This is a genomic window from Micromonospora sp. CNZ280, from assembly GCF_011759515.1.
Genome location: NZ_JAAOYP010000003.1, coordinates 40,275 through 63,954, shown reverse-complemented (window position 1 = coordinate 63,954; position 23,680 = coordinate 40,275). Strand labels below are relative to the sequence as shown.

Below are 23,680 nucleotides of genomic sequence, written 5' to 3'. Positions count from 1 at the left end.
CCGGTGCCGTCAGGTGTCGCGCCGGGCCAGGCCGCCCATCTTCACCGCGGTGAACACCGCGGCGGCCAGAGCGACGTCGGAGAGCAGCATCAGGCCGATGGCGTACGAGCCCTGCACGCCGTACACCCAGCCCATCACCAGCGGCGGGACGAACCCGCCGAGGCCACCGGCGGCGCCGACCAGGCCGGTGACCGCGCCGACCTGGTCGGCGGGGGCGACCTTGCCGACCAGGGCGAACACGGCGCCGCTGGCCGCGCCGAGCAGCAGCGCCATGCCGAGCAGCGCGACGGTCGCCACCGGCATCAGCCGGGGCTGGAAGGCCTGCACCACGGCGAAGACCGACACCCCGCCGAAGCACCAGACCAGCACCGGCACCGGGTGCAGCCGGTCGGAGAGCCAGCCGCCCAGTGGGCGGGCGAGCACGGCGAGCACCACGAACCCGGCGGTCCGCAACGCGCCGTCCCCGGGGCTCAGCCCGTACGCGGTGCGCAGGTACGCGGGCAGGTAGACGCTGAACGCGACGAACCCGCCGAAGCCCACCGCGTACAGGAAGCACAGCTGCCAGGTGACGGTCAGCCGGCCGACCACGGCGAGCCGCCGCCAGGCCGACCCGGCCGGTCGCGCCCGGCCCGGCGCGTCCCGCAGCAGCAGGAACGACAGCACCGCGTAACCGGCCAGGATCGCGGCGACGAGCAGGAACGGCGCCCGGTCACCGTAGGCGGCGGCGAGCCGGACGGTGGTGAAGTTCGCGATCGCGGTGCCGCCCATGCCGACGCCGAACACCCCGATGGCGAAGCCGCGCCGGGCGGGCGGGTACCAGCCGGACACCAGCGGCACCCCGACCGCGAAGGCGGTACCGCCGATGCCGAGGAAGAATCCGGTCACGATCAGCGCCGGGTAGGAGGAGACCACGCTCAGGGTCAGCACCGGCACGATGGTGGCGAGCGTGACCAGCGGGAAGACCACCCGAGCCCCGTACCGGTCGGTGAGGGCGCCGACCGGGACCCGTCCCAACGAACCCACCACCACCGGTACGGCCACCAGCAGGGACTGCGCGGCGAAGCTGAGGTCGAGGCGCTCCTTGATGCCGGGGCCGAGCGGCCCGAGCAGCGCCCACGCCCAGAAGTTGACCAGGAAGCCGAGGGTGGCCAGGGCGAGTTGGAGCGTGGCGCCGGACCTGCCCGCCGGCCCGGACGGAACCGGCGTCGGCGTGCCGGGTGGGTCGACGCGGGCGGTGCCCGGCGTCGTGGCGGTGTCCGTCGGCTGTCCGTTGCGGGCGGTGGTCATCGCTGCTCCCGGTCGGGTCGTCGTAACTGCCGGCTGGCGCCGTCCTGATGCGACGGTGCGGCTCCCTGCCGCTACGAGCCTCGCCGCGCCGATCGGCTCCGGGCAGGGCCGGAGGTCACCCCTCGGCGGGGACGTCGCCCCGGCGCGCGGGCGGTCGTCCGGCCGGCGCGGCCGCGCCGGACCCGCACCGCGTTCACCGGGCCGAGCGGCTGCGGCCGCCGCGCGGAGTGGGCAGCCGGGGCGGGCCCTCCCAGCCGCGCCGGCTCGGCCGCAGCCCGGGCCGCGCATCCCGGCTGCGGTACACCACGTACGGGCGGGTGACGTAGCCGACCGGGGCGCTGAACGCGTGCACCAGGCGGGTGAACGGCCAGAACGCGAACAGCGCGAACGCCGCCAGGATGTGGATCTGGAAGGCCACCGGGACGCCGGCCATCACCGCCGGGTCCGGGCTGAGGTAGAACAGCGACCGGAACCACGGGGAGATCGTCTCCCGGTAGTCGTAGCCGGGGCCGGAGACGTTGGCCCGGACGGTGGCCCAGAGGCCGAGCACGATCACCCCGGCGAGCACCACGTACATCGCCTTGTCGTTGCGGGTGGTGGCGGCGAAGACCGGGCCGGTGAGCCGCCGGCGGGCGATCAGGATGCCCAGCCCGATCAGGGTGCAGAAGCCGGCCACCGTGCCGATGAACACGGCCATCAGGTGGTAGGTGTGCTCGGTGACGCCCACCGCCTCGGTCCACGCCTTCGGCACCAGCAGGCCGCCGACGTGTCCGATGAGGACCATCAGCACCCCGAAGTGGAACAGCGGGCTGCCCCAGCGCAGGATGCTGCTCTCGTAGAGCTGGGAGGAGCGGGTGGTCCAGCCGAACTTGTCGTACCGGTAGCGCCAGATCAGGCCGCCGACCAGGACCGCCAGCGACAGGTACGGGTACACCACCCACAGCAGCGTGGTCATCGGTGCCTTCCTTCGTTCGCGACTGCGGTACTCCGCTGCGCTGCGTTCCTCGCGCTCACCGGTGCCCTCTTTCGTTCGCGACTGCGGTACTCCGCTGCGCTGCGTTCCTCGCGCTCACCGGCGACCTCCCGTGGTGTCGACGAGTCCGAACGGTTCCAGGCCGACCTGCTCGACCGGGGGGCCGGTGCGGGCCAACCGGGCCGCCGCGGCGAGCTCGGCCGGGCCGGCGGGCGGCAGCATCTCCCGGACGGCGGCCACCGCGTGCCGGTAGACCGACCGCTCCCGGCCGAGCGCCTCGACCAGCAGGTCGAGCCCGACCCGGTGGTCGCGCAGCAGCCGCCACCCGCCGTCGTCGACGGCGGCCAGGTCGAGCACCGCGGGCAGGAAGTCCGGCAGCTCGCCGCCGACCACCGCCAGGCCCGCCCGGCGGTACGCGGCGGAGAAGCCGACCAGCGCCTCGCCCCGCTTCCGGGTGTCCCCGCAGGTGTAGTACGTCAGGTGCAGGCAGCAGCGACGGCGGAAGTCGAACAACTCCACGTACGCTGCCCGGAGCTGACCGGCCGGGGCGCGCTCGCGGTGCTCAACCACCTCGCCCAGCGGCCCGGCCAGCGCGGCCGGCAGCTCGTCCAGGGCGGACCGCAGCACCGGCAGCGCCGCCAGCACCTCGTCGTCCGGGTAGCGCAGCAGCAGCGAGGCGGCCCGGGCCGCCACCGCCCGCCAGGTCGGCCCGCTCATCGTCCACCGCCCTGCTCGGTGCCGGGCGCCGTGGCGTCATGGTCCGGCTCGGGTTCCCGGGACCGAGGCGGGAAGAGCCCCTTCGGAGTGCCCTTGCCGTCCCAGTTGAGCAGGTTGATCCGGCGCGGCTCGTCGCCCGGGTCGGTGAAGCGCTCCGCGGTCTGCCGGTCGCGCAGCATGTGGAAGGTCTCCACCTGCACCGGCACCGGCGTCCCGGAAGACTCGCCGAACGGTCCCTGCCCGTACGGACCGCCGCCGCCCATGCCCGGGCCGCCCTCGTAGTCGAGGCTGCACTCGGTGGCGATCGTCTCCAGCCGGTGCGCGTCCTCGGCGTGCGCCGCCGGGATGACGTAGCGCTGCTCGTACTTGGCGATGGCCAGCAGCCGGTACATCTCGTCCATCTGATCACCGGTCATGCCGACGGCAGCGGCGATCGACTCGTCCGGCGCCTCGCCCAGGTTGATCCGGCGCTGGTAGGCGCGCATCGCGGCGAGCCGGTCGAGCACCCCGCGCACCGGACCGGGATCGCCGGCGGTGAAGAGTTCGGCGAGGTACTCCACCGGGATGCGCAGGGCGTCGATGGCGCCGAACAGGTTGCCCGCCGCCTCGCCGTCGTGGCCGGTCTCCCGCAGCGCGTCCACCACCGGTGACAGCGGCGGGATGTACCAGACCATCGGCATGGTCCGGTACTCCGGGTGCAGCGGCAGCGCCACCTCGTACTTCATGATCAGGTCCCAGACCGGGGAGCGCCGCGCGGCCTCGATCCAGTCGTCGGGGATGCCGGCCGCGCGGGCGGCGGCGACCACGCCCGGGTCGTGCGGGTCGAGGAAGACCGAGCGTTGCGCGTCGTACAGGTCGTGCTCGTCCTCCAGCGCGGCGGCCTCGGCGACCCGGTCGGCGTCGTAGAGCATCAACCCGAGGTAGCGCAGCCGGCCGACGCAGGTCTCGGAGCAGATGGTGGGCTGGCCGATCTCGATGCGCGGGAAGCAGAATGTGCACTTCTCCGCCTTGCCGGTGCGGTGGTTGAAGTAGACCTTCTTGTACGGGCAGCCGGTCACGCACATCCGCCAGCCCCGGCAGCGGTCCTGGTCGACCAGCACGATGCCGTCCTCGGCCCGCTTGTAGATCGCCCCGGACGGGCAGGACGCGGCACAGGACGGGTTGAGGCAGTGCTCGCAGATGCGCGGCAGGAAGAACATGAAGGTCTTCTCGAACTCCTGCTTCACCTGGTCGGAGACCTTCGCCAGCACCGGGTCGGCGGCGGCGATCTCGTTGCCGCCGGCCAGCGAGTCGTCCCAGTTGGCGCTCCAGGTGATCTTCGTGTCCGCGCCGGTGAGCAGCGACTTCGGCCGGGCGACCGGGGTGTCCTCGCCGGCCGGCGCGGTGAGCAGGTGCTCGTAGTCGTACGTCCAGGGCTCGTAGTAGTCCCGCATGGCCGGCAGCTTCGGGTTGGCGAAGATGCTGAACAGCCGTTTCACCCGGCCGCCGGAGCGGGGCTTGAGCCGGCCGGCGCGGGTGCGGACCCAGCCGCCCTGCCAGCGCTCCTGGTCCTCGTAGGTGCGCGGGTAGCCCTGGCCGGGCCGGGTCTCCACGTTGTTGAACCAGACGTACTCGACCCCGGACCGGTTGGTCCACGCCTGCTTGCAGGTCACCGAACAGGTGTGGCAACCGATGCACTTGTCGAGGTTCATCACCATCGCCATCTGGGCCATCACGCGCATCAGTACTGCACCTCCTGCGAGCGGCGACGGATCACGGTGACCTCGTCACGCTGGTTGCCGGTGGGGCCGAGGTAGTTGAAGGCGAACGAGAGTTGCGCGTACCCGCCGATCAGGTGGGTGGGCTTGACCAGCAGCCGGGTCAGCGAGTTGTGGATGCCGCCTCGTCGGCCGTTCACCTCGGCCTTCGGCACGTCGATGACCCGCTCCTGGGCGTGGTACATGTACACGGTGCCCTCGGGCATCTTGTGGCTGACCACGGCCCGGCAGACCACCACGCCGTTGCGGTTGACCGCCTCGATCCAGTCGTTGTCCCGTACGCCGATCTTCGCGGCGTCGGCCTCGCTCATCCACATCGTCGGCCCGCCCCGGGACAGCGTCAGCATCAGCAGGTTGTCCTGGTACTCGGAGTGGATCGACCACTTCGAGTGCGGCGTCAGGTACCGGACGGTGATCTCCAGTTCGCCGTTGCGGCCCAGTCTCGGCTCGCCGAACAGCTTGTGCATGTCCAGCGGCGGCCGGAAGATCGGCAGCGCCTCGCCGGCCTCGTGCATCCAGTCGTGGTCGAGAAAGAAGTGCTGCCGGCCGGTGAGGGTGTGCCAGGGCTTGAGCCGCTCGGTGTTGATGGTGAACGGCGAGTAGCGCCGCCCGCCGTGCTCGCTGCCGGACCACTCCGGACTGGTGATCACCGGCACCGGGCGGGACTGGGTGTCGGCGAAGGTGATCTGCTTGCCCTCGTGCTCGGCGGCCAGGTCGGCCAGGCGTACGCCGGTGCGCTTCTCCACGTCCTGGAAGCCGGCCGTGGCGACCCGGCCGTTGGTGGTGCCGGACAGCGCCAGGATCGCCTCGCAGGCGTGCACGTCCGTCGCCAGCGACGGCCGCCCGTCCGCGACACCGCCGCGGATCTCACCGTTGCGGCGGCGCAGGTACGCCACCTCGGGCCGGACGTCGACGCTCACGCCCTTGCCGGTGGTGCCGAGGGTGTCCATCAGCGGGCCGAGGGCGGCCAGCTGGTCGGCGACCGCGCCGTAGTCGCGCTCCACCACCACCAGCTTCGGCATGGTCCGGCCCGGCACCGGCGGCTCGCCCTCGGCCGCCCAGTCCCGCACCCGGCCGTGCGGCGTGGCCATCGCGTCCGGGGTGTCGTGCAGCAGCGGCGCCGCGACCAGGTCCCTGCGTACGCCGAGGTGCTCCGCCGCCAGCGTGGAGAACGCGCGGGCGATGCCGTGGAAGGCGGCGAAGTCGGTGCGGGTCTGCCAAGGCGGGTTGATCGCCGGGGTGAACGCGTGCACGAAGGGGTGCATGTCGGTGCTGCTCAGGTCGTGCTTCTCGTACCAGGTGGCGGCCGGCAGCACGATGTCGGAGAAGAGCGTCGTCGAGGTCATCCGGAAGTCGAGACTCAACAGGAGATCGAGCTTGCCCTCCGGCGCCTCGTCCCGCCAGGTCACGTCCTTCGGCCGTAGCTCCGGCGGGGCCTCGTCGGCGCGCAGGTTGGCGTCGGTGCCGAGCAGGTGCCGCAGGAAGTACTCGTTGCCCTTGGCGGACGAGCCGAGCAGGTTGGCCCGCCACACGGTCAGCACCCGCGGCCAGTTCTCCGGTGCGTCCGGGTCGGTGCAGGCGAACTTCAGGTGACCCTGGCCGAGCTGCTCGGCCACCCAGCCGCCCGGGTCGTCGGGGCGGGCGGCCCGGGCCTCGTCGGCCAGGTCCAGCGGGCTGCGGTCGAAGGTCGGCATCGACGGCATCCAGCCCGAGCGCGCCGACTGGGCCAGCAGGTCCATGGTGTGCTTCCCGGCGAAGGCGCCCGTGCCGGTGGGGGAGGCCACCACGTCGGCGGAGTAGGTGTCGTAGCGCCACTGGTCGGTGTGCACGTACCAGAAGGCGGTGCCGATCATCTGCCGTGGTGGGCGGACCCAGTCCAGGCCGAAGGCGAGCTGCGCCCAGCCGGTCGCCGGGCGGCACTTCTCCTGCCCGACGTAGTGCGCCCAGCCGCCGCCGTTGACCCCCTGGCAGCCGGTGAGGGTCACCAGCGCGAGGATCGCCCGGTAGGTGGCGTCGGAGTGGAACCAGTGGTTGGTGCCGGCGCCGAGCAGGATCATCGACCGGCCACCGGAGCGCTCGGCGTTGTCGGCGAACTCCCGGGCGACCCGGGCCACCTGGGCCGCCGGCACCCCGGTGATCGGCTCCTGCCACGCCGGCGTGTACGGCACCTCGACGTCGTCGTAGCCGGCCGGCCACTGCCCGGGCAGCCCGTCGCGGGCCACCCCGTACTGGGCCAGCAGCAGGTCGAACACGCTGGTCACGAGCTGGCCCTCCACCAGCCGGGTGGGCACGCCCCGGCGCAGCACGCTCGGCGTGTCGGTGTCGAAGCGGGGCAGCTCCACCTCGACCGGTGCGCCGGCGCCGAGGCAGGTCAACGCCGGTTCCAGGTCGCCCAGGTCCAGGTTCCACCGGCCCTGCTGCTCGCCCCACCGGTGGCCGAGGCTGCCCCCGGGCACGGCGGGGGCGTCGGTGGCCGAGTCCCAGAGCACCGTCTTGAAGGCCGCCTCCCGCCCGGTCTCGCCCAGGTCCTCGGCGGTGAGGAACCGGCCCGGCCGGTACGCCCCGTCCGCCCCCGGCTCCAGGGTCACCAGGAACGGCAGGTCGGTGAAGCGGCGCACGTAGTCGACGAAGCGTGGGGTGCGCCGGTCGACGAAGAACTCCTTGAGCACGACGTGCCCCATCGCCATCGCCAGGGCGCCGTCGGTGCCCGGCTGGGCGGGCATCCACTCGTCGGCGAACTTGACGTTGTCGGCGAAGTCCGGGCTGACCACCACGACCTTCTGGCCGCGGTAGCGCGCCTCGGCCATCCAGTGCGCGTCCGGGGTGCGGGTCACCGGGACGTTCGAGCCCCACATGACGAAGTAGGAGGCGTCCCACCAGTCGCCGGACTCGGGCACGTCGGTCTGGTCGCCGAACACCTGCGGGGAGGCCACCGGCAGGTCCGCGTACCAGTCGTAGAAGGAGAGCATCGACCCGCCGAGCAGCGAGATGAACCGGGCGCCGACGGCGTGCGACACCATCGACATGGCCGGGATCGGGGAGAACCCGGCGATCCGGTCCGGCCCGTACTCGCCGATGGTGTGCACGTGCGCGGCGGCGATCATCTCCTGCGCCTCGTCCCAGGTGATCCGCACCAGCCCGCCCTTGCCGCGCGCCTTCTGGTAGCGGCGGCGGCGTTCCGGGTCGGCCTGGATGTCCGCCCAGGCGGCCACCGGGTCGCCGAGCCGGCCCTTGGCCTCCCGGTACATCTCCACCAGCACACCCCGGGCGTACGGGTAGCGCACCCGGGTGGGGGAGTAGGTGTACCAGGAGAAGGCGGCGCCCCGGGGGCAGCCCCGTGGCTCGTACTCCGGCCGGTCGGGCCCGACGCTCGGGTAGTCGGTCTGCTGCTGTTCCCAGGTGATGATGCCGTCGCGGACGTACACCTTCCAGGAGCACGAGCCGGTGCAGTTGACCCCGTGCGTGGAGCGCACCACCTTGTCGTACGACCAGCGGTCCCGGTAGAAGGCGTCGGCCTCCCGGCCGCCGATCTGGTGCAGCGTCCGGCCGTCGGCGGAGACCTCGGCCCGGCGTACCAGGCCGCCCACCGCCAGCAGCGCTCGCCCCGCCCCTCCCGTCGCTCGTGACATCCGCGCCGCTCCCCTCGGGTAGATCGCCGTGCTGCCCACGTTGGCCAAAGGTGCGCCGGAGCGCAACCGGAGACCGGGCGTCGCGATCATCGTGCCGGCGCGGTACCGCGGAGAACCGGGCCGAAGGTCCCGAGATCGACGGGCGATGTCCCCGCCGGAGGGCGCCGCCGCACGAGCGTGCGCGGACGGACGCGCTCCGATCGCGGTCGATCGATCGGGCATTGCCCGGGCGCGCCAGCGGGCTGGGATACCGGGGTGCGCTACCGGGGTGCGGCGGCCGACGGGGTGATCCGGTCCCAGGCCGGGATCGGCAGCGCGATCACCGCTGCCGGAAAGAGCCCGTGCTCCTCGTTGTCGATGTGCCGGTGCAGCCGGTCGAGGGCGGCCAGCACGGCCGGCCAGTCCGGCGCCGCCCGGTCCACGCCGCCGAGCACGCCGTGGATGTCGTCGTGCTCGGCGCAGAGCCTGGCCACCGCGTCGGCCAGGCTGCCCTCCTCCCGCAGCTCCACGAAGAGCCCCCGCTCCTCGGTGGCGGTGTGCGGCAGCAGCAGGGCGAGCAGGTCGTCGAGGGCCGCGTGCGGGTCAGCGCCGTCGCGTACCGCGGTGCGCAGCCGGCCCGCGGCGTTCGCGATCGCCTCGTGCTCGGCGGAGAGCCGACCGATCAGCGGGAACTCCCGGCAGCCGCAGTAGTTGCACACGGCACTCATCTCCCCGGCCGGATGGACGTCTGCCGGCATCGTCCGCCCGGCGGCGATGCCGCCGGCAGGGCCGGACGCCCCGAGATCCTGGGACCGTGGACCCGGGCTCGGGGGGTTTTTGCGGATGAACACGTTGTAATGTTGGTTGACGTGGAAACCCCGAGAACCGGGCCGGCCGGCGAGACGATCGACCCGCGCCGCCACCGGGCGCTCGGCACCGCCAGCCGGGCCGCGATCCTCGACCTGGTGCGCGCCGCCGACACCGGGCTGACCATTGCCGAGGTGGGGGAGCGGACCGGGCTGCACCTCTCCACCGTCCGCGCCCACCTCGACCGCCTGGTCGACGCCGGGCTGCTGGTCCGGGCGCGGGCCAGCGGTGGGCAGCCCGGCCGGCCGGCCTGGCGCTACCGGGCCGCCGCCGTGGCAGCGCCAGCCCCGGCGCCCTACCGGGCGCTCGCCGCCGCCCTGCTCGACCACCTCTCCCGCCGCGATCCCGGCGCCGCCCGGGCCGAGGCCGTCCACGCCGGCCACGGCTGGGGACGCCACCTCGCCGCCGCCGCGACCGCCACCGGCGGGGACCCGGTCGACACGTTGCTCGACGTGCTCCGGGGCCTGGGCTTCGACCCCCGCCGGCACCGGACGGCCGACGGGACCGTCGAGGTCCACCTGCACACCTGCCCCTTCCTGGAACTGGTCAACCGCAGCCCGGACGCGATCTGCGCGCTGCACGTCGGCGTCGTCCGCGGCGCGCTCGAACACGCCGGCGCCCCGCCGACCGGCGCCGTGCTCGAACCCTTCGGCGCGCCCGACGCCTGCGTGGTGCGGTTGACCCTGCCCGTGCCCGACGCCGACCCGGCGCCCGTGCCGGCCGCGGTGAGCTGACCCGTGTCCGCCGCCACCACCACGCGCCCGGTCGGCTCCCGCCGGCGGATCCGCCGCTTCCTGCCACCGCAGCACGGCGCCTGGGCGATGCTCCTGCTGCCGTACACGGTCGGGGTGGCGCTGGTCGGCCCGCGCTGGCCGCACCTGCCGCTGCTCGGCGCGTGGCTGGCCGGCTACCTGATGTCCTACTACGTGTTCCAGGCGATCAAGACCCGCCGACCGCGGCGCTTCGCCGAGCAGTTGCTGGTCTACGGCCTGGTGGCCGCGCCGCTCGCGGTGGCCGTGCTGCTCGCCCGGCCGGCCGTGCTCTGGTACGCCCCGTGCTACGCCGCGCTGCTGGCGGTCAACGCCGGGTACGCCTGGCGCCGCCGGGAGCGCGCCCTGCTCAACGACCTCGCCTCGGTGGCGCAGAGCTGCCTGCTGGTCTTCGTGCTGGCCACCATCGCCGGGGTGCCCCTCGCCGAGGTGGCTCCCGCGTTCCTGGCCCTGCTGCTGTACCTGGTCGGCACCGTGTTCTACGTCAAGACCATGATCCGGGAGCGTGGGGACGCCGGTTACCTGCGCCTCTCCGTCGGCTTCCACGTGGTCGCGCTGCTCGCGGCGGCCTGGCTCGACCTGCTGCTCGCGCCGGTCTTCCTGCTGCTGCTGATCCGGGCGGTGGTCCTGCCGGGCCGGCGGCTCCGGCCGGCGCGGGTCGGGATGATCGAGATCGGCTGCTCGCTGCTCGTCCTCGCCGTCGTGCTGATCGCGTTCTGACCGCCGGCACCCATCACCGAACCCGGGATGGGCTACCGCTTCCGCCCGTGACACCGCACCCATCTCGGTCGGGAACCCGGCGCACGGGTGATGGTCCGCTGTTGACCGAACGGGGATCATCGGAGAGGTCGGGAGTTCCGAGCGATGGGATGTGCCATGGTCGTGGAACCGGACGGCGCTCGCACCGAGCGGTCCTACGCGATGGAGGTCGCCGACGGTTCGTACCGGTGGTATCTGGTGGCGGCGAAGCGCTCCCGTCGATCCCACCGGATATCCGAACTCACCACCGTGGTGCTCTCCGCGGCGATCCCTCTCGCCGCGCTGCTCGTGCCGAATCGGCCGCAGATTCCCGCGATTCTGGGTTCGCTCCTGGTGGTCATCGCCGGGTGCCGCGCGGTGTTCCAGTGGCAGGAGAACTACCTGCGGTTCAGCCAGGCGCGGGAAGCGGTGGAGGAGCAGCGCCGGCTCTACCGGGTGGGTGCGCACCCGTACGACGATCCCTCCCTGCGCGACGCCGAACTCGTCAAGGCGGTGACCCGCATCGAAGGCGATGAAATGCAGCGATGGGCGCAGATCGCCCAGGAACGCGCGGATCCGGGCCGGTCGCTGCCGAACTGACCGGCCGTTGAGTCGGATATTTGTAGTCGTTTTCGCATCTGCGGTTTGTTTTAATGCAGGGAAGTGAGGCAATTTCGCCGGGCCAGGGGGCGGGTATGCCACTAGCTGACGTGAAAGTCCAGCCGACCCGCCCGACCAGTGTCGGTCCCGACAGCGCGAGCGCCACCGCTGGGTCCGATGAGGACGATGGGGCCGACGTCCTGTCCCATCACCTTCGCGCGGCCCGCCGCCGGCAGCGCGAACCGGAGCCGACGGACCAGGTCGCGCCGTGGAACTCAGCGGTCTGACACCCTGGCTTCCGTTCCGACAGTTCGTGGTGAAGATCCACGGCTGGTGCGACCTGGCGTGCGACTACTGCTACGTGTACGAGCACGTCGACCAGAGTTGGCGCGACCGGCCGCGGGCCATGTCCGCCACAGTGATCGACGCGACGGCCGCACGGATCGGCGAACACCTGCGACGGCACGGGGTGCGGGAGGCGCGGGTCATCCTGCACGGAGGCGAGCCGTTGCTGGCCGGCACGGCGCACCTGGCGAGGGCCGTGGCCGCCGTCCGGGCGGCCACGCCCGCGGACGCGGACATCGGCTTCACCGTCCAGACCAACGGCCTCCGGCTCGGGCACGAGTTCCTCCGGCTCTTCCGGGATCAGGACGTCCGGGTCGGGGTGAGCCTCGACGGTGGGCTTCCCGCGCACAACCGGCACCGCCGCTCGGCTGCCGGTGCGGAGAGTTTCCCCCGGGTCGCGCGGGCGCTGGCCCTGCTGGGCAGCGAGCCCTACCGGGCGATCTACGGCGGCATCCTCTGCACCGTTGACCTCGCCAACGATCCGCTGGAGGTGTACCGCAGCCTCCTGGCGTTCGCACCACCGATGATCGACCTCCGGCTGCCGCACGGGAACTGGGTACATCCACCGCCCGGGCGGCGCCCGGACCGCACCGGGACGCCTTACGGCGACTGGCTCGTCACGGTCTTCGACGAGTGGTACGACGCCCCACGTCGCCGTGTCGCGATCCGGCTCTTCGACTCGATCATCCAGCAACTGCTCGGCGGGGCGAGCGGCACGGAGGACATCGGCACCACCCGGACCGGCGCGGTGGTCATCGACACCGACGGCAGCATCCAGGGCAGCGACGTGCTGAAGACCACGGTTCCCGGCGCGCCGGAGACCGGGCTCGACGTGCTGTCCCATTCGTTCGACGACGCCCTCACCGTGCCGTCGGTGCAGGCGGAGCAACGGTCGGCGCGAGCGGTCCCCCGGGCCTGTGCGGGCTGTGACGTGCTCGGCGTCTGCGGCGGCGGGCTGTACGCGCACCGCTTCCATCCCACCGCCGGGTTCGACTTCCGCTCCGTCTACTGCGTCGACCTGTTGCGGATCATCCGACACGTCAGGAGGCGCGTCTCGGCGGACATGGCCGCCCGGCGACCGCCGTCCGCGCCGGCGCCGCTCACATGACGAACGGCTCGATGTCGAGGTCGACCCGGCGCTTCTGCCGCCCCAGCTCGGTGATGGGATGGTCGTTGCCCAGCACCTGAGCCGAGTAGGCCACCGCGTCGTTCCAGCCCGACTGGTCGTAGTCGCCGCCGGCGAGCCGGCCCACCGCCACGTTCAGCATTGCGCCGATCAGGGCGATGTTCTCCGGGCGCAGTGACTCCCGGAGGATGTTGTACGCGCGCTCGTCGGTGTGCCGGCCGTACTCGGCGTCACCGGCGGCATGAGCCGCGTTCGCGACGTTGACCAGGGCCAGCGCGGTGATGGTGTGCGAGGCGCCGAGCACCTCCTCGAAACCCGTAGCCGCCCGCTCGGCCATGGTGCGCCCGGCCGACAGGTCACCGCACCGGCGGGTGAAGACAGCGAGGTTGTTGAGGGCGACCAGGTACAGCGGATGCGCGGGATCGAACAGTTCCCGGTAGGCCCGTTCGGCGTCCGCGGCGAGCCGCCGGGCCACGTCGTCCTCACCGAGGTCGGACGCCACGTTCGCGCGTTCCAGCCGGCAGCCGACGGTGGCCGGATGCCCGGAACCGAGGACCCGCTCGTAACGCGGCAACGCGATGTCGAGCAGGCTGGCCGCCAGCCGGGTCTCGCCGAGCCAGCGCAACGTCGTCGCGAAGTTGCGCAGCGTCCGCAGGGTGTCGGGGTGGTCCTCGCCGAGCACCTCCTCGCAGGCCTTCCACGCCGCCTCCAGCGTCTTGCGCGAACCCTGCAGGTCCCCGTTGTCCCGCTGGTCGGTGCCGTAGGCGTCGGCCGAGGACAGCGTGAACGGGTGCCGCTCGCCCAGCAGCCGGCGTCGCTTGTCCAGCGTCTGCCGGTCCAGCCGCAGCGCTTCCGCGTAGTTACCCGCCAACCGCATTGTCAGCGCGTAGTTGAGCGCCGCCATCAGGGTCCGCGGGTGGTCCTCGCCGAGCACCACCGGGATGAGCCCGAACGTCTTCGCCTCGCGCTCCTCGGCGTCGGCCCACCGGCCCTGCTCGCGCAGGTCCTGGGCGTAGCTGCCGGCCACCATCAAGGTGTACGGGTGGTCCTCGCCGGCCACCCGGGTGAACCGCGCCATCAGGTCGTTGTCGATCGCGTACGCCTCCGCCATTCGTCCCAGGTCACGGATGATGTTGGCGTACTGGAACCGCAGCAGCAGCGACATCACGTCGTCGGGATCCGGGAACAGTTCCGCCCAGGCGGCGATGGCCCGGTCGGCGAGCTGCTCGCCGCCGGCGTAGTAGCCGCGCAGCCGCAGGTAGCGGACCAGGTCGATGATCAGCTTCCGGACGTTCGGCGAGTCCGAGGTGACCGCGTCGAGCGCGTCGACGTGTGGCCGCAGCCCCTCGTAGAGCGGCCAGTTGTCGGCATTGTCGGCGTCACCCGGATTGATGTCCGCCAGCGCCTCCTGGGCGATGCCCCGGTTCGTCACCCGCTCGTCCGGGCTGAGGCCGTGCCGGATCGCCTGTTGGGTGAGTACGTGCATGCCGATGCTGCGGCTGGCCGGATCGGACTTGATCAGGCCGAACCGTCCGATGTGCTGGATCAGCCGGCTGAGCAGGAGCGGGTCGCGCAGGGCCGCGTCGTGCTCGGCGAGCAGCGAACCGATGCGCTCGGACTTCAGGATGGCCGTCGGAATCGGGTTGGGTGCGAAGAAGGCGAGCAGTTCGACCAGTCGAGCGGCGGCCGGGCTCCGGCCGCGCAACGACTCCATCGCCACCGAGAACGTCGCGGTGATCGGCGCGTCGTACCCGGGCACCTGGAGGGCCTCGGCGACGTGTCCCTCCAGCAGCCGCAGGTACTCCGGCAGGGTGCCGGCCGTGCTCGCCAGCCAGTAGCCCGCCGTCTCGACCGCCGCCGGGAGGTCACCGAGCCGCTCCGCCAGGACCGCGGACTCGCTGGTGGCCAGCTTCGCGCCGCGCCGGGCGAGCAGCGCTACGCTCTCGGCCCGCTCGAACACGTCGACCTGCATCTCCCGGGTCGAGCGGGACCACGCCTGGTCCCGGGTGGTGATGATGGTGTCGCCCGGGCCGGCCGGCACGAGGTCGGCGAGTTCGGCCGGGTCCTCGGCGTTGTCCAGCACGACCAGCCAGCGGGTGGCCGCGTCCCGCTCGCGCAGGGCGCGCAGGACCGCATCGACCCGCCCCGTCCCCTCCCGGTTGGGCGGCAGCCCCAGCACCTCGCCCAACGCCTCGAAGCCGGCGGTCACCTGCTCCACGCTGTCGGCCGAGATCCACCACACGATGTCGTACGCGGCCGCGAAGCGGTAGACGTACTCCAGGGCGATCTGGGTCTTGCCGACGCCGCTCATGCCGATCAGCGAGACCGCTGTCGACCCGTTGAGGTCGAGTAGCCGGTCGCGCAACTCCTCGATCGCCGCCTCCCGCCCGACGAACGCGGGGTTTCGCCGGCTCGGCACCCGCCAGTGCCGGGTGTGCTGTGCGGGAAAGCGGATCCGCGAGAGTTCGCCGGCGGCCGATCCGGGCGGCGTGTAGCGGATTCCGAGGGCGGTGAAGACGGCCTGCACCGCCTCGTCTGCGCGCAGGTTGGGAAAGTCCACGGTGCCGGCCACCGACGCCGGCACGGGCAGGACCGGTCCGTTGACGCGCATCGGCACGAGGAAGTCGGCCGGACGCAGGTCGGCCCGGTCGACCTCGCGCCGCCAGTACCGTTCGATGCCCTCGTAGGTCAGCCCGTCGTGGGACAGCAGCACGACGACCCGATCGATGCCCTCCAGCGCCGGAGCCTCCTCCCGGCCCGGCCCGACCAGGAGGCAGTCGTGTCCGATCCGGGTCAGTTCCTGGCTGATCCATTCCGCCCAGATCCGGTCGATCGCGGCGTACTGCACGATCACCTGGATCGGCGCCGAGGTGGCTGTCCGCTCGAACCGGGCCAGCACCGACAACCGCTGCTTCTCCGGAGTGTCCGGGGTCCCCAGCGGCCGGTCGGCCAGCAGTTCGGCGAGGGCCACGAACGCCGACAGCGGCGAGTTGGGCTCGCTCGGGCGGTCGCCGAAGACGGCCAGGATCTCCTCGTACGCGTAGTACGGCTTGTACGGCACCTCGACGCTGCGCCAGTAGCGGTCGCCGTCGAGGTCGAGCGCGTCGGTGTACGGCCGGAACTTGCGCTGCGCGTAGTCCCGGCCCCGCTGGAGCTTGGCCTGCTCGCCCGGCTCGACCCGGCCCGGCAGCGGGTAGATCCTGATCGACGGGTCCGCGCGCGCGATGGACCGGGCGACGCTGACCGCGCCGTCGACGCCCTGGGTGTTGAGGGCGAAGCAGTCGACGACCGTGTCCGGGAGGCTGATGGTGCACACCCCCGCGCTGTCGCTCAGCCCGGTCCGGCTGTCGACCAGCACGAAGTCGTAGTCGCGGCGCATTCCGGCCGCGAGCGCGTCGATGAAACCCTTGCCGTTGAGGCGCTGCCAGAAGTTGTCCCAGTCGAACTTGGAGACCTTCGCCGAGTACCGGCCGTCCTGCTTGCCGGACGGGAGGAAGTCCAACATCCCGCCGTGCGGGAACATCCAGTTCAGCGACATCGTCGCGCTGTCGAGTCGGCTCACCTCCTCGAACCACGAGGGCGAACTCTCCTGGGTGACCGTGGCCGCGCTGTAGCGCTGGAGCAGCTCGATCAGTCCCTCGGTCCGGCGCAGCTCGTCGTCGACCAGGAACGGGTGGAAGTAGCGGTGCAGGCCGGGCGACTCGAGGTCCCAGTCGATCGCCAGCACCTTGTAGCCGTTGCTGGCCAGAATCCACGCGGTGTTGGCCAGCGCCATCGTCCGGCCGCTGCCGCCCTTGTACGAGTAGAAGGTGATGATCCGCCCGTGCCGCGGCTCACCGGCGGCGGGCTCGGGGACGCTACCGGACACCGTGGACCTCCCTCTCGGTCGCTCTACCGGTCAGTTGCCGTGCAGTCGCGGAAGCTCACCTCTGCCGCCCAGATCGGGCGGCGTGCGGGGTCTGCCGTCAGGGTGTTGTCGAGCGGTCGCCTCGGCGTCCCGTTGCCGGGGAACCGCTTCGGCGCCGCCCGTGGGCGGAAGGGTCGGAAACGCGACGGGTAGGCGGTAGAAATCCGGACCCGGCCGGGACGGCGGAATCGGATGGCTCCGCGCTGTCCGGACGATCAGAGCCGCGAGCCTGCCCACGAATTCATGGTAGGCATCACGATGCCGGATCAACCGCATGACGGGGAGCAGTCCCTCGTCGAACACGACGGTCGACAATGACCGGTCGACGTACTGGATCGTGCCGAGGTGTTCCGGAATCTCGGTTGGCCGCCACGAGACAGGCAGCAACGAGGGCGCGGCCCGACCGGTGGCCGCGCGGTATGCCGACAGGCGGTCGGCGAATGCCTGCCACTCGCGGCCACAGGATTCGCTGCCGAAGTAGGTCGGTGAGCTGAGCGCGACGAAGACTCGACAGGTGCCGAGTGCGGTCCTGATCTCCTCCGACCAGTCGGCGCCGAGTCGCAGGTTGGCGATGCTGAGAAACCCGGTGGCGGCCGGATCACTCTTTCGAGTCCCGCTCACCGCCCGCACCTCGTTGCGCAGGTCGTTGAAGAAGACCGCCACCAACTCGTCATCGGTGTCGCTCGACTCGGCGAAGCTCAGGAAGAAGAAGATGTCGGGGTCGGCCTTCGTGCCCGCCGGGCCACGCCGATCGGCTGCCCGACTCAAGGGGCGTCGAGCAACGGGCGGCTGCCGGCAGGGGCGCCCGGGGCGACTCTGCGGACGTCCGCGGAGCGGAAGGTGAGGTTGCGCGACGTCTCCAGGATGCCGCCCAGTTCCTGCTCGAACTCCTCGGCCGAGTCGGGGCCGATCCGTAGCATCGGATTGCACCGCGCGGTGCGCAGGGCGAGCAACCGCGACAACGCCTCGGTCAGCTGTTCTCGCGCCTGACTCGTCTCCGGGTCGGTGGCGCTGAACGGCACCAAGAATCCGGTGGTCGGGTCGGCCCGCCGGTCGACCTCGGCCAGCGCCTCGCGGTGCGCGGCGATCCGCACCACCCAGGCGTCGATCAGCATGACGAGCAACTCGTCGTCCGCGTCCGCCCGCTCCAGTACACCGACGATGTCCTCGATGTCGTCGACGACATCGGAATCGAACAGGTGGTCGGCGGCGACCGCCTGCGCCTGGGCGGCGAGGGCCTCCGGACGAAGTGGACGGTACGGCCGCCAGTCGGCCCGCCGGGGACCGTAGAAGTCGAGGTTGCCGCGGAGCGAGGCCATCTCGTCGCGACGTCCCGCCGCGACGACGAAGCGCACCGACGACGGCGCGAAGCCGGCTCTCGCGGCGGTCGGCCGGGGGGAGTGGTCACCCACCGTCCGGAAGGCGTTCGGCGTGGCCCGGTAGGGCAGCAGGGTGACCGCCGGGCGTACCGGATCGTTGCGGCTGACCTCGACGATGTGGCGGGCGAGCCCGCCGAGTAGTTCGCGGTAGCGGGACCGGTTGCTCTTGAGCCGGACCAGGGCCCGGACGTCCGCCCGTCGCGCCAGGTCCGTGGTGAACTCGCCGGCCGGGAGGTCGCCGTAGAGTCCGTTGTCTCCCCAGGCGACCGGAACGAAGGCCTTCGGCCGGCGCCCGGTGATCGTCTCGTGCTGGTTGAGCCGGTCCTGGAAGACCGACCATTCGCGGCCGCATCGTTCGGTGAGGAAATACCGCTGCGAACCGATTGCGAGGAACACTGTGCATTCCGCCAATGCCTGTGCGGCCTGTCTCGTCCATTCACCGTCGACGACTGCGTCGTCTCCGGAGATGAAGACCGTCAACGGCGGGCCGCTGCCGCCGCCGTTCAGCAGCCGGATGGCGTCACAGAGTTCACCGAGGAACGCTTCGGCGTAGGCGCCGTCGTCGTCTGGTCTGTAACTCAGAAAAATGGATGCCACAACCCCTCCGGACACGCTCGATTGGACGCGGAGGCGCGGTCTCGGCGCAGGTCGCAGGATCCTCCAGAGCTACATACATACACGCAAGGGTGTTGAGAACGCAATCGGGTGCGCAGTCGGATAATCGCTGGTGCAAATCGGACGATAACCGGCCGTTGGGCCCTGCCCCGCGGGGCGCGTACCGACTCGATCCCGCTCGATGGCCGCGCGCCCCGGTCCGGCCGATGCCGGCATCGCGAGCGGCGGTCGCGGTCCGTCCGGACGGCCTCCCGATCCCGTCGCCGGACATCCCGCGGATGCTGGACCGTGCGCCGACTCGCCATGCAGGTGAGTGTTCCGCACCCTCGGGGGAGAGCGGACCTCGTGTGTCGGAAAGTTCGCGGAGCCGTGATCGCGGGCCGGATGGGCGGCTGGTCCGCGGATCAGGTCGAGTCGACTTGGCCGGGCGGCGCCCACTACGGGGCGCCGAGGGCGCCCGCGCCCCGGGGCAGCAGGCCGTTGCCGTCCGCCGGCGGCCCGGCGGCGACCCGCTGGCGTTCCTGTTTGACCCGGTAGAGACGTTGGTCGGCGGCGAGCATCAGCGCTTCGAGGGAGTCGCCGTCGTACGGCGCGGTGGCCGAGCCGATGCTGACGCCGGTGTGCTGACCCACCGCCGCGCCGACCCGGGCGGCGATCGCCCGCGCGGTGGGCTCGTCGGCGTCGACCAGCACGACGACGAACTCGTCGCCGCCGACCCGGGCGATGGCGTCCTCGACCCGCAGCGCGTCCCGCGCCGCCGTCACCGTCCGCCGCAGCAACTCGTCGCCGGCGGCGTGCCCGAGGCGGTCGTTGACCAGCTTGAAGTCGTCCAGGTCCAGGCAGAGCAGGGACGGGCCGGGACGACAGCCGCCCCGGAAGAGGTGGCTGGCGAACTCGGCCAGGCCGCGCCGGTTCAGGGCGCCGGTGAGCGGATCCAGCGCCGCGAGCGCACGCAGTTGGGACCGCTGCCGCGCGAGGATCCGGGCCTGCGTCGAGCAGACCGAGGCCAGCACCAGCATGCCCGCGAGGTAGATGAAGACGTGACCGGAGTTCGCCGGTCCGCCGGTGACGGCGACGGCGAGGTAGGACCCGACGACGAGCACCTCGAGCGCGATCATCAGCCGTAGGTGCGGCGTGTAGTTGGCGACGAACACGGTGGTGGTCACGAAACCCAGTGCGGCCGGCGAGGTGACGCCGCCGTCCCAGTGCGCGCCGAGCGCCGCCGCCAGGAGCGTGATCAGCAGGATGGTGAACGAGAGACGGTATCCCGACACCTGCGTCGTCACCCGCCGCGCCGCCCACACCCCCACCAGCCCGGACGCCATTCCGCACAGGTAGGCCGCGAGCATGAGGGACCGGTTCGGCTGGTGGAGCGTCAGGAGACAGTAGACGACGGCTACCGCGTGCGAGACGGCGTGCAATGCCGCGCCGAGGAGGATCCTTCGGCGACGCTCGTTCACCCGACTGTCCACCGTAGCCACGGCACTCCGCCGACGATCGCAGGTGACGTGGTAGCGCTACCGGTCGTGACCGCCGGGCCGACGTCTCGGTGTCGTGGCCGCTCCGGTGGCGCGTCCCACCATCCCGACATTGAATGGTGTGCTTCAGTTCACCGTCAATACCTGCGGCGGCAACCTCACCAGCTCGTGTGCGGATCGGCACGCAGCGTCGTGGACCAGCGGAAACGCCCTGCGCGGGGTCGCTGACCCGGGTGGGGCGGAGGTGGGCGGCAACGCCGGTGCCCACCTCCGCCGTCGGCTTCAGGCGGTCGCGCAGGGCGATCCGTTGAGCGTGAACGAGGCCGGCGGGCCGGCGTCACCGGTGTGGGTGGCCTGGAAGCCGACGCTGACCGAGGCGTTCGGCGCGATGGTGGCGTTGTAGGCGACGTTACGTGCGGTCACCGCGCCGCTGGCCGGTGCGTACGAGGCGTTCCAGCCGCCGGTGATGGTCTGCCCAGCGGGCAGGGTGAAAGCCAGGCTCCAGCCGTTGACCGCGGCGGTGCCGGTGTTGGTGATGGTCACCGAGGTGGTCAGGCCGGTGTTCCAGGCGTTCACCGCGTACGCCACCCGGCAGCCTCCGGTGGGCGGCGGGGGAGTGCTGGGCGGCGGGCTGGTCGGCGGCGCGGTGTTGTCCAGGCCGAAGAAGCGGATCGCCTGGGCGGCGTCGACTCACCTGGCCGTTGGCGCACTCGCTGTTCCACTCCGAACCGTTGGTGGTGGCGAAGCAGCCGAAGGGGACGCCGGCGAAGGCGGCGCCGGCGCTGAACACGTCCGGGTAGAGCCCGAGCAGGACGTTGGTCATCATCGCCCCGGACGAGACGCCGGTGGCGTAGATCCGGGCCGGGTCGACGGCGTACCGCTGCCGGACGTGGTTGACCATCGACATGATGCCCACCGGGTCGCTGCCGCCGTCGCGGCGCAGCGCCTGTGGCGAGGAGACGTCGAAGCACTGGCTGCTGCGGGTCACCGACGGGTAGACCACAATGTAGCCGTACCGGTCGGCCAGGGACGCGAACTGCGTGCCGGAGTGGAACGCCGGGCCGGAGCCGGTGCAGTAGTGCACCGCGACGAGCAGCCCCGGACGCGGCGCCACGGCGTCCGGCACGTACAGGTACATCCGCAGGTTGCTCGGGTTGGCGCCGAAGTTGGTGACCTCGGTCAGCGTGGCCGCCGAGGCGGGCGCCGCCGCCGTCACCGCCGCCAGCGCCGCCAGCGCGGCGGCCGTCAGGGTGGCGCCGAGCAGCTTGATCTTCGCTCTCATGGGATGGGTTCCTCCGGAGACGCCGATGGGGCGGGGGTTCCGATCGAGGCCGCCCGGTGCCCGATCATGTCCGGCTCAGGAGCATCCACAAGTATGGATAAGTGGGGCGGGGCTGGCAACCGGCGTCCCGTGTCGAATCCACCGACAAAAAGTTTTGTCTTGACAAGGAAAGCTGTCGGTGGGAGGCTCAGAGCATGTTCGACATCGCAGTGATCGAGGACCCGGCGGCAGCCGAGGCGTCGCTGGACCCGATGCGGGCCCGGCTGCTGGCCGAGCTCGCCGAGCCGGCCTCGGCGACCATGCTCGCGGCGCGGGTCGGCCTTCCCCGGCAGAAGGTCAACTACCACCTCCGCGCACTTGAGCAGCACGGCCTGATCGAGCTGGTCGAGGAGCGCCGCAAGGGCAACGTCACCGAACGGGTCATGCGGGCCACCGCGGCGTCGTACGTGATCTCGCCAGCCGCCCTCGCCGCCGTTCGGCCCAAGCCGTCCGAGCAGCCGGACCGGCTCTCGGCGCGCTGGCTGCTCGCCGTCGCCGCCCGGCTCGTGCAGGACGTCGGCGCGCTCATCACCGGCGCCGACCGGGCGAAGAAGCGGGTGGCGACCTTCGCGATGGACGCCGAGGTGCGGTTCGCCTCGGCGGGCGAGCGGGCCGCGTTCGCCGAGGAACTGGCGTCCACGCTCGCCGCCCTGGTCAGCAGGTACCACGACGAGTCCGCACCCGGTGGGCGCCCCCACCGGGTGGTGCTCGCCCTGCATCCCAGCGTCAACCCCACCACCGACACCGAGCCCGAGGAGTCCTGACATGACCGCCATGACCAGCCCGATCACCGTCCTGACCAGCCCGACGACCGCCACGATCCGGCGCCGGCGCGCCCTCGGCGTGGCCGCCGCGGTGGCCGCCAACGGCCTGCTCTACCTGGCCGCCCGGGCCGCCGGCACCGATTTCCTGCTCACCGCGCCGGAGGCCGACCAGGCGCACCAGCTGATCCTGCCGGAGATCGCCGGCTTCAGCCTGGTCTTCGCGCTCCTCGGCTGGGGTGCCCTGGCCGTGCTCGAGCGGTACACCCGGCACGCCCGGTCCGTCTGGAGTGTGCTGGCCGGCACCGTGCTGCTGGCCTCGTTCGTGCCGGTCTTCCTCAACCAGGCCACCGTGGACACCCGGATCATGCTCTGCGTGCTGCACGTCGTGGTCGCCGCGGCCCTGCTGCCGATGCTGCGCCACCGGGCGAACGTCCGCTGACTCGAGCCCGCCCACCCGCCGGGCGGCGCCCGAGGGTGGCACGCCCGGCCTCGCCGGCGGCTCCCACGCCCTGGCGACCCCTTTCGAACCAACCCCACAGACGACTGAGAACACTGACTGAAAGGTGCCGATCATGGGACACGCATTCGAGCTGACGAAGGACATCGAGCTGGCCGCCACGCCCGAGCAGGTGTGGGAGGCGATCGCCACCGGGCCGGGGATCGACTCCTGGTTCATGGGCCGCAGCGAGGTGAACCCGGGCGAGGGCAGCCGCACCCGCCACGACATGGCCGGCTTCGTCAGCGAGGCGACGATCACCGGCTGGGAGCCCGGCAAGCGGTTCGCGTACCGCGGCGACGCCGGCCCGGACGGCACCTTCATGGCGATCGAATACCTCATCGAGGGCCGGGATCAGGGCAGCACCACGCTGCGCCTGGTGCAGAGCGGCGTGCTCGGCGACAACTGGGAGACCGAGTACGAGGCGATGAAGGTCGGCTGGGACATGTACCTCGGCACGCTGGCCGCATACGTTGCCCACTTCGCCGGCCGCACCGGTGCCCCGGTCACCGCCTTCCGGCCCGAGGCCGGCACCCCGGACCAGGTCTGGGCGGCGGTCGCCCGCGCTCTCGGTATCACCGGCCCGGTCACCGAGGGAGCGCCGGTCCGGTTCACCGCCGACGGCCTGCCGCCGGTCGAGGGGGTGGTCGACCTCGCCGGGCTGCCCACCTACCTCGGCGTCCGCACCGACGACGCGCTCTACCGGTTCCTGCACTCCGGCGCCGAGCGCGGCAACACGCTGGTGCTCGGCCACCACCTGTTCGGCCCGCAGCAGGACCCGGAGCGCACCGGCCAGGCCTGGCAGGACTGGGTCGCCGGCCTCCCGATCGGCTGATCACCGGCCGAGGCGGCCCCGCCAACCCACGACGGGTGGCGGGGCCGCCGCCTGTCCACCGCCGGGGTCGCGCTCGCCGCGCACCGGCTGCAGCGGA

General features: G+C 72.1%; 17 protein-coding genes and 1 pseudogene. 7 read left to right on the top strand and 11 right to left on the bottom strand.

Annotated features, from left to right (window positions below; genetic code table 11):
* Window positions 1–9: 9 nt before the first annotated feature.
* From FHX32_RS22005 to FHX32_RS21980, 6 genes are all read right to left on the bottom strand, one after another.
* Window positions 10–1,287, bottom strand: coding sequence for an MFS transporter (locus tag FHX32_RS22005; protein ID WP_486481257.1), 1,278 nt, complete (start codon window positions 1,285–1,287; stop codon window positions 10–12).
* Between the two features lie 193 nt (window positions 1,288–1,480).
* Window positions 1,481–2,242, bottom strand: coding sequence for a respiratory nitrate reductase subunit gamma (gene narI / locus FHX32_RS22000; protein WP_167186552.1), 762 nt, complete (start codon window positions 2,240–2,242; stop codon window positions 1,481–1,483).
* 114 nt (window positions 2,243–2,356) lie between these two features.
* Window positions 2,357–2,977, bottom strand: a complete 621-nt coding sequence (gene narJ / locus FHX32_RS21995; protein ID WP_167186549.1) for a nitrate reductase molybdenum cofactor assembly chaperone — start codon at window positions 2,975–2,977, stop codon at window positions 2,357–2,359.
* On the bottom strand, window positions 2,974–4,698 hold the full coding sequence (gene narH, locus FHX32_RS21990; protein ID WP_167186546.1) for a nitrate reductase subunit beta: 1,725 nt from the start codon (window positions 4,696–4,698) through the stop codon (window positions 2,974–2,976). The genes narJ and narH overlap by 4 nt, the downstream gene beginning before the upstream one ends.
* Window positions 4,698–8,363, bottom strand: a complete 3,666-nt coding sequence (locus FHX32_RS21985) for a nitrate reductase subunit alpha (RefSeq protein WP_167186543.1) — start codon at window positions 8,361–8,363, stop codon at window positions 4,698–4,700. The genes narH and FHX32_RS21985 overlap by 1 nt, the downstream gene beginning before the upstream one ends.
* Before the next feature lie 260 nt (window positions 8,364–8,623).
* Window positions 8,624–9,061 (bottom strand): hemerythrin domain-containing protein, encoded by a 438-nt coding sequence (locus FHX32_RS21980; RefSeq protein WP_167189055.1) that lies wholly within the window; start codon window positions 9,059–9,061, stop codon window positions 8,624–8,626.
* Between the two features lie 150 nt (window positions 9,062–9,211).
* Between FHX32_RS21980 and FHX32_RS21975 the strand changes: the two genes are divergently transcribed.
* From FHX32_RS21975 to FHX32_RS21960, 4 genes are all read left to right on the top strand, one after another.
* On the top strand, window positions 9,212–9,943 hold the full coding sequence (locus FHX32_RS21975) for a helix-turn-helix transcriptional regulator (protein ID WP_486481256.1): 732 nt from the start codon (window positions 9,212–9,214) through the stop codon (window positions 9,941–9,943).
* A gap of 3 nt (window positions 9,944–9,946) precedes the next feature.
* On the top strand, window positions 9,947–10,699 hold the full coding sequence (locus FHX32_RS21970; protein WP_486481255.1) for a YwiC-like family protein: 753 nt from the start codon (window positions 9,947–9,949) through the stop codon (window positions 10,697–10,699).
* A gap of 156 nt (window positions 10,700–10,855) precedes the next feature.
* Window positions 10,856–11,317 (top strand): DUF4231 domain-containing protein, encoded by a 462-nt coding sequence (locus FHX32_RS21965; RefSeq protein ID WP_167186537.1) that lies wholly within the window; start codon window positions 10,856–10,858, stop codon window positions 11,315–11,317.
* A 268-nt stretch (window positions 11,318–11,585) separates the two neighbouring features.
* On the top strand, window positions 11,586–12,770 hold the full coding sequence (locus tag FHX32_RS21960; RefSeq protein WP_167186534.1) for an FxsB family cyclophane-forming radical SAM/SPASM peptide maturase: 1,185 nt from the start codon (window positions 11,586–11,588) through the stop codon (window positions 12,768–12,770).
* Here the strand turns inward: FHX32_RS21960 and fxsT are convergent.
* The 5 genes and pseudogenes from fxsT to FHX32_RS21935 form a co-directional block, all read right to left on the bottom strand.
* Entirely contained in the window at window positions 12,763–16,656 is a 3,894-nt protein-coding gene (gene fxsT / locus FHX32_RS21955) for an FxSxx-COOH system tetratricopeptide repeat protein (protein WP_167186531.1), read from the bottom strand. The two genes, FHX32_RS21960 and fxsT, sit on opposite strands and share 8 nt — an antisense overlap.
* A 30-nt stretch (window positions 16,657–16,686) precedes the next feature.
* The gene (locus tag FHX32_RS21950; RefSeq protein WP_167186527.1) at window positions 16,687–17,463 is read right to left on the bottom strand and encodes a TIR-like protein FxsC; all 777 of its coding nucleotides are present in this window, start codon (window positions 17,461–17,463) and stop codon (window positions 16,687–16,689) included.
* Window positions 17,460–18,470 carry an FxsC protein gene (fsxC, locus tag FHX32_RS21945; protein ID WP_167186524.1) on the bottom strand — a complete coding sequence of 337 codons (1,011 nt, stop codon included), beginning with the start codon at window positions 18,468–18,470 and terminating at the stop codon, window positions 17,460–17,462. The genes FHX32_RS21950 and fsxC overlap by 4 nt, the downstream gene beginning before the upstream one ends.
* A 656-nt stretch (window positions 18,471–19,126) precedes the next feature.
* Window positions 19,127–20,149: a GGDEF domain-containing protein gene (locus FHX32_RS21940; RefSeq protein WP_167186520.1), complete on the bottom strand. Its 1,023-nt coding sequence runs from the start codon at window positions 20,147–20,149 to the stop codon at window positions 19,127–19,129.
* 300 nt (window positions 20,150–20,449) lie between these two features.
* A pseudogene (locus FHX32_RS21935) lies at window positions 20,450–21,449 on the bottom strand (extracellular catalytic domain type 1 short-chain-length polyhydroxyalkanoate depolymerase).
* A gap of 194 nt (window positions 21,450–21,643) precedes the next feature.
* Between FHX32_RS21935 and FHX32_RS21930 the strand changes: the two are divergent.
* From FHX32_RS21930 to FHX32_RS21920, 3 genes are all read left to right on the top strand, one after another.
* Window positions 21,644–22,252 (top strand): winged helix-turn-helix domain-containing protein, encoded by a 609-nt coding sequence (locus tag FHX32_RS21930; protein WP_208419144.1) that lies wholly within the window; start codon window positions 21,644–21,646, stop codon window positions 22,250–22,252.
* A 1-nt stretch (window position 22,253) separates the two neighbouring features.
* On the top strand, window positions 22,254–22,691 hold the full coding sequence (locus FHX32_RS21925) for a DUF6069 family protein (protein WP_167186517.1): 438 nt from the start codon (window positions 22,254–22,256) through the stop codon (window positions 22,689–22,691).
* Window positions 22,692–22,824: 133 nt separating this feature from the next.
* Window positions 22,825–23,583 carry an SRPBCC family protein gene (locus FHX32_RS21920; protein ID WP_167186514.1) on the top strand — a complete coding sequence of 253 codons (759 nt, stop codon included), beginning with the start codon at window positions 22,825–22,827 and terminating at the stop codon, window positions 23,581–23,583.
* Window positions 23,584–23,680: the final 97 nt, after the last annotated feature.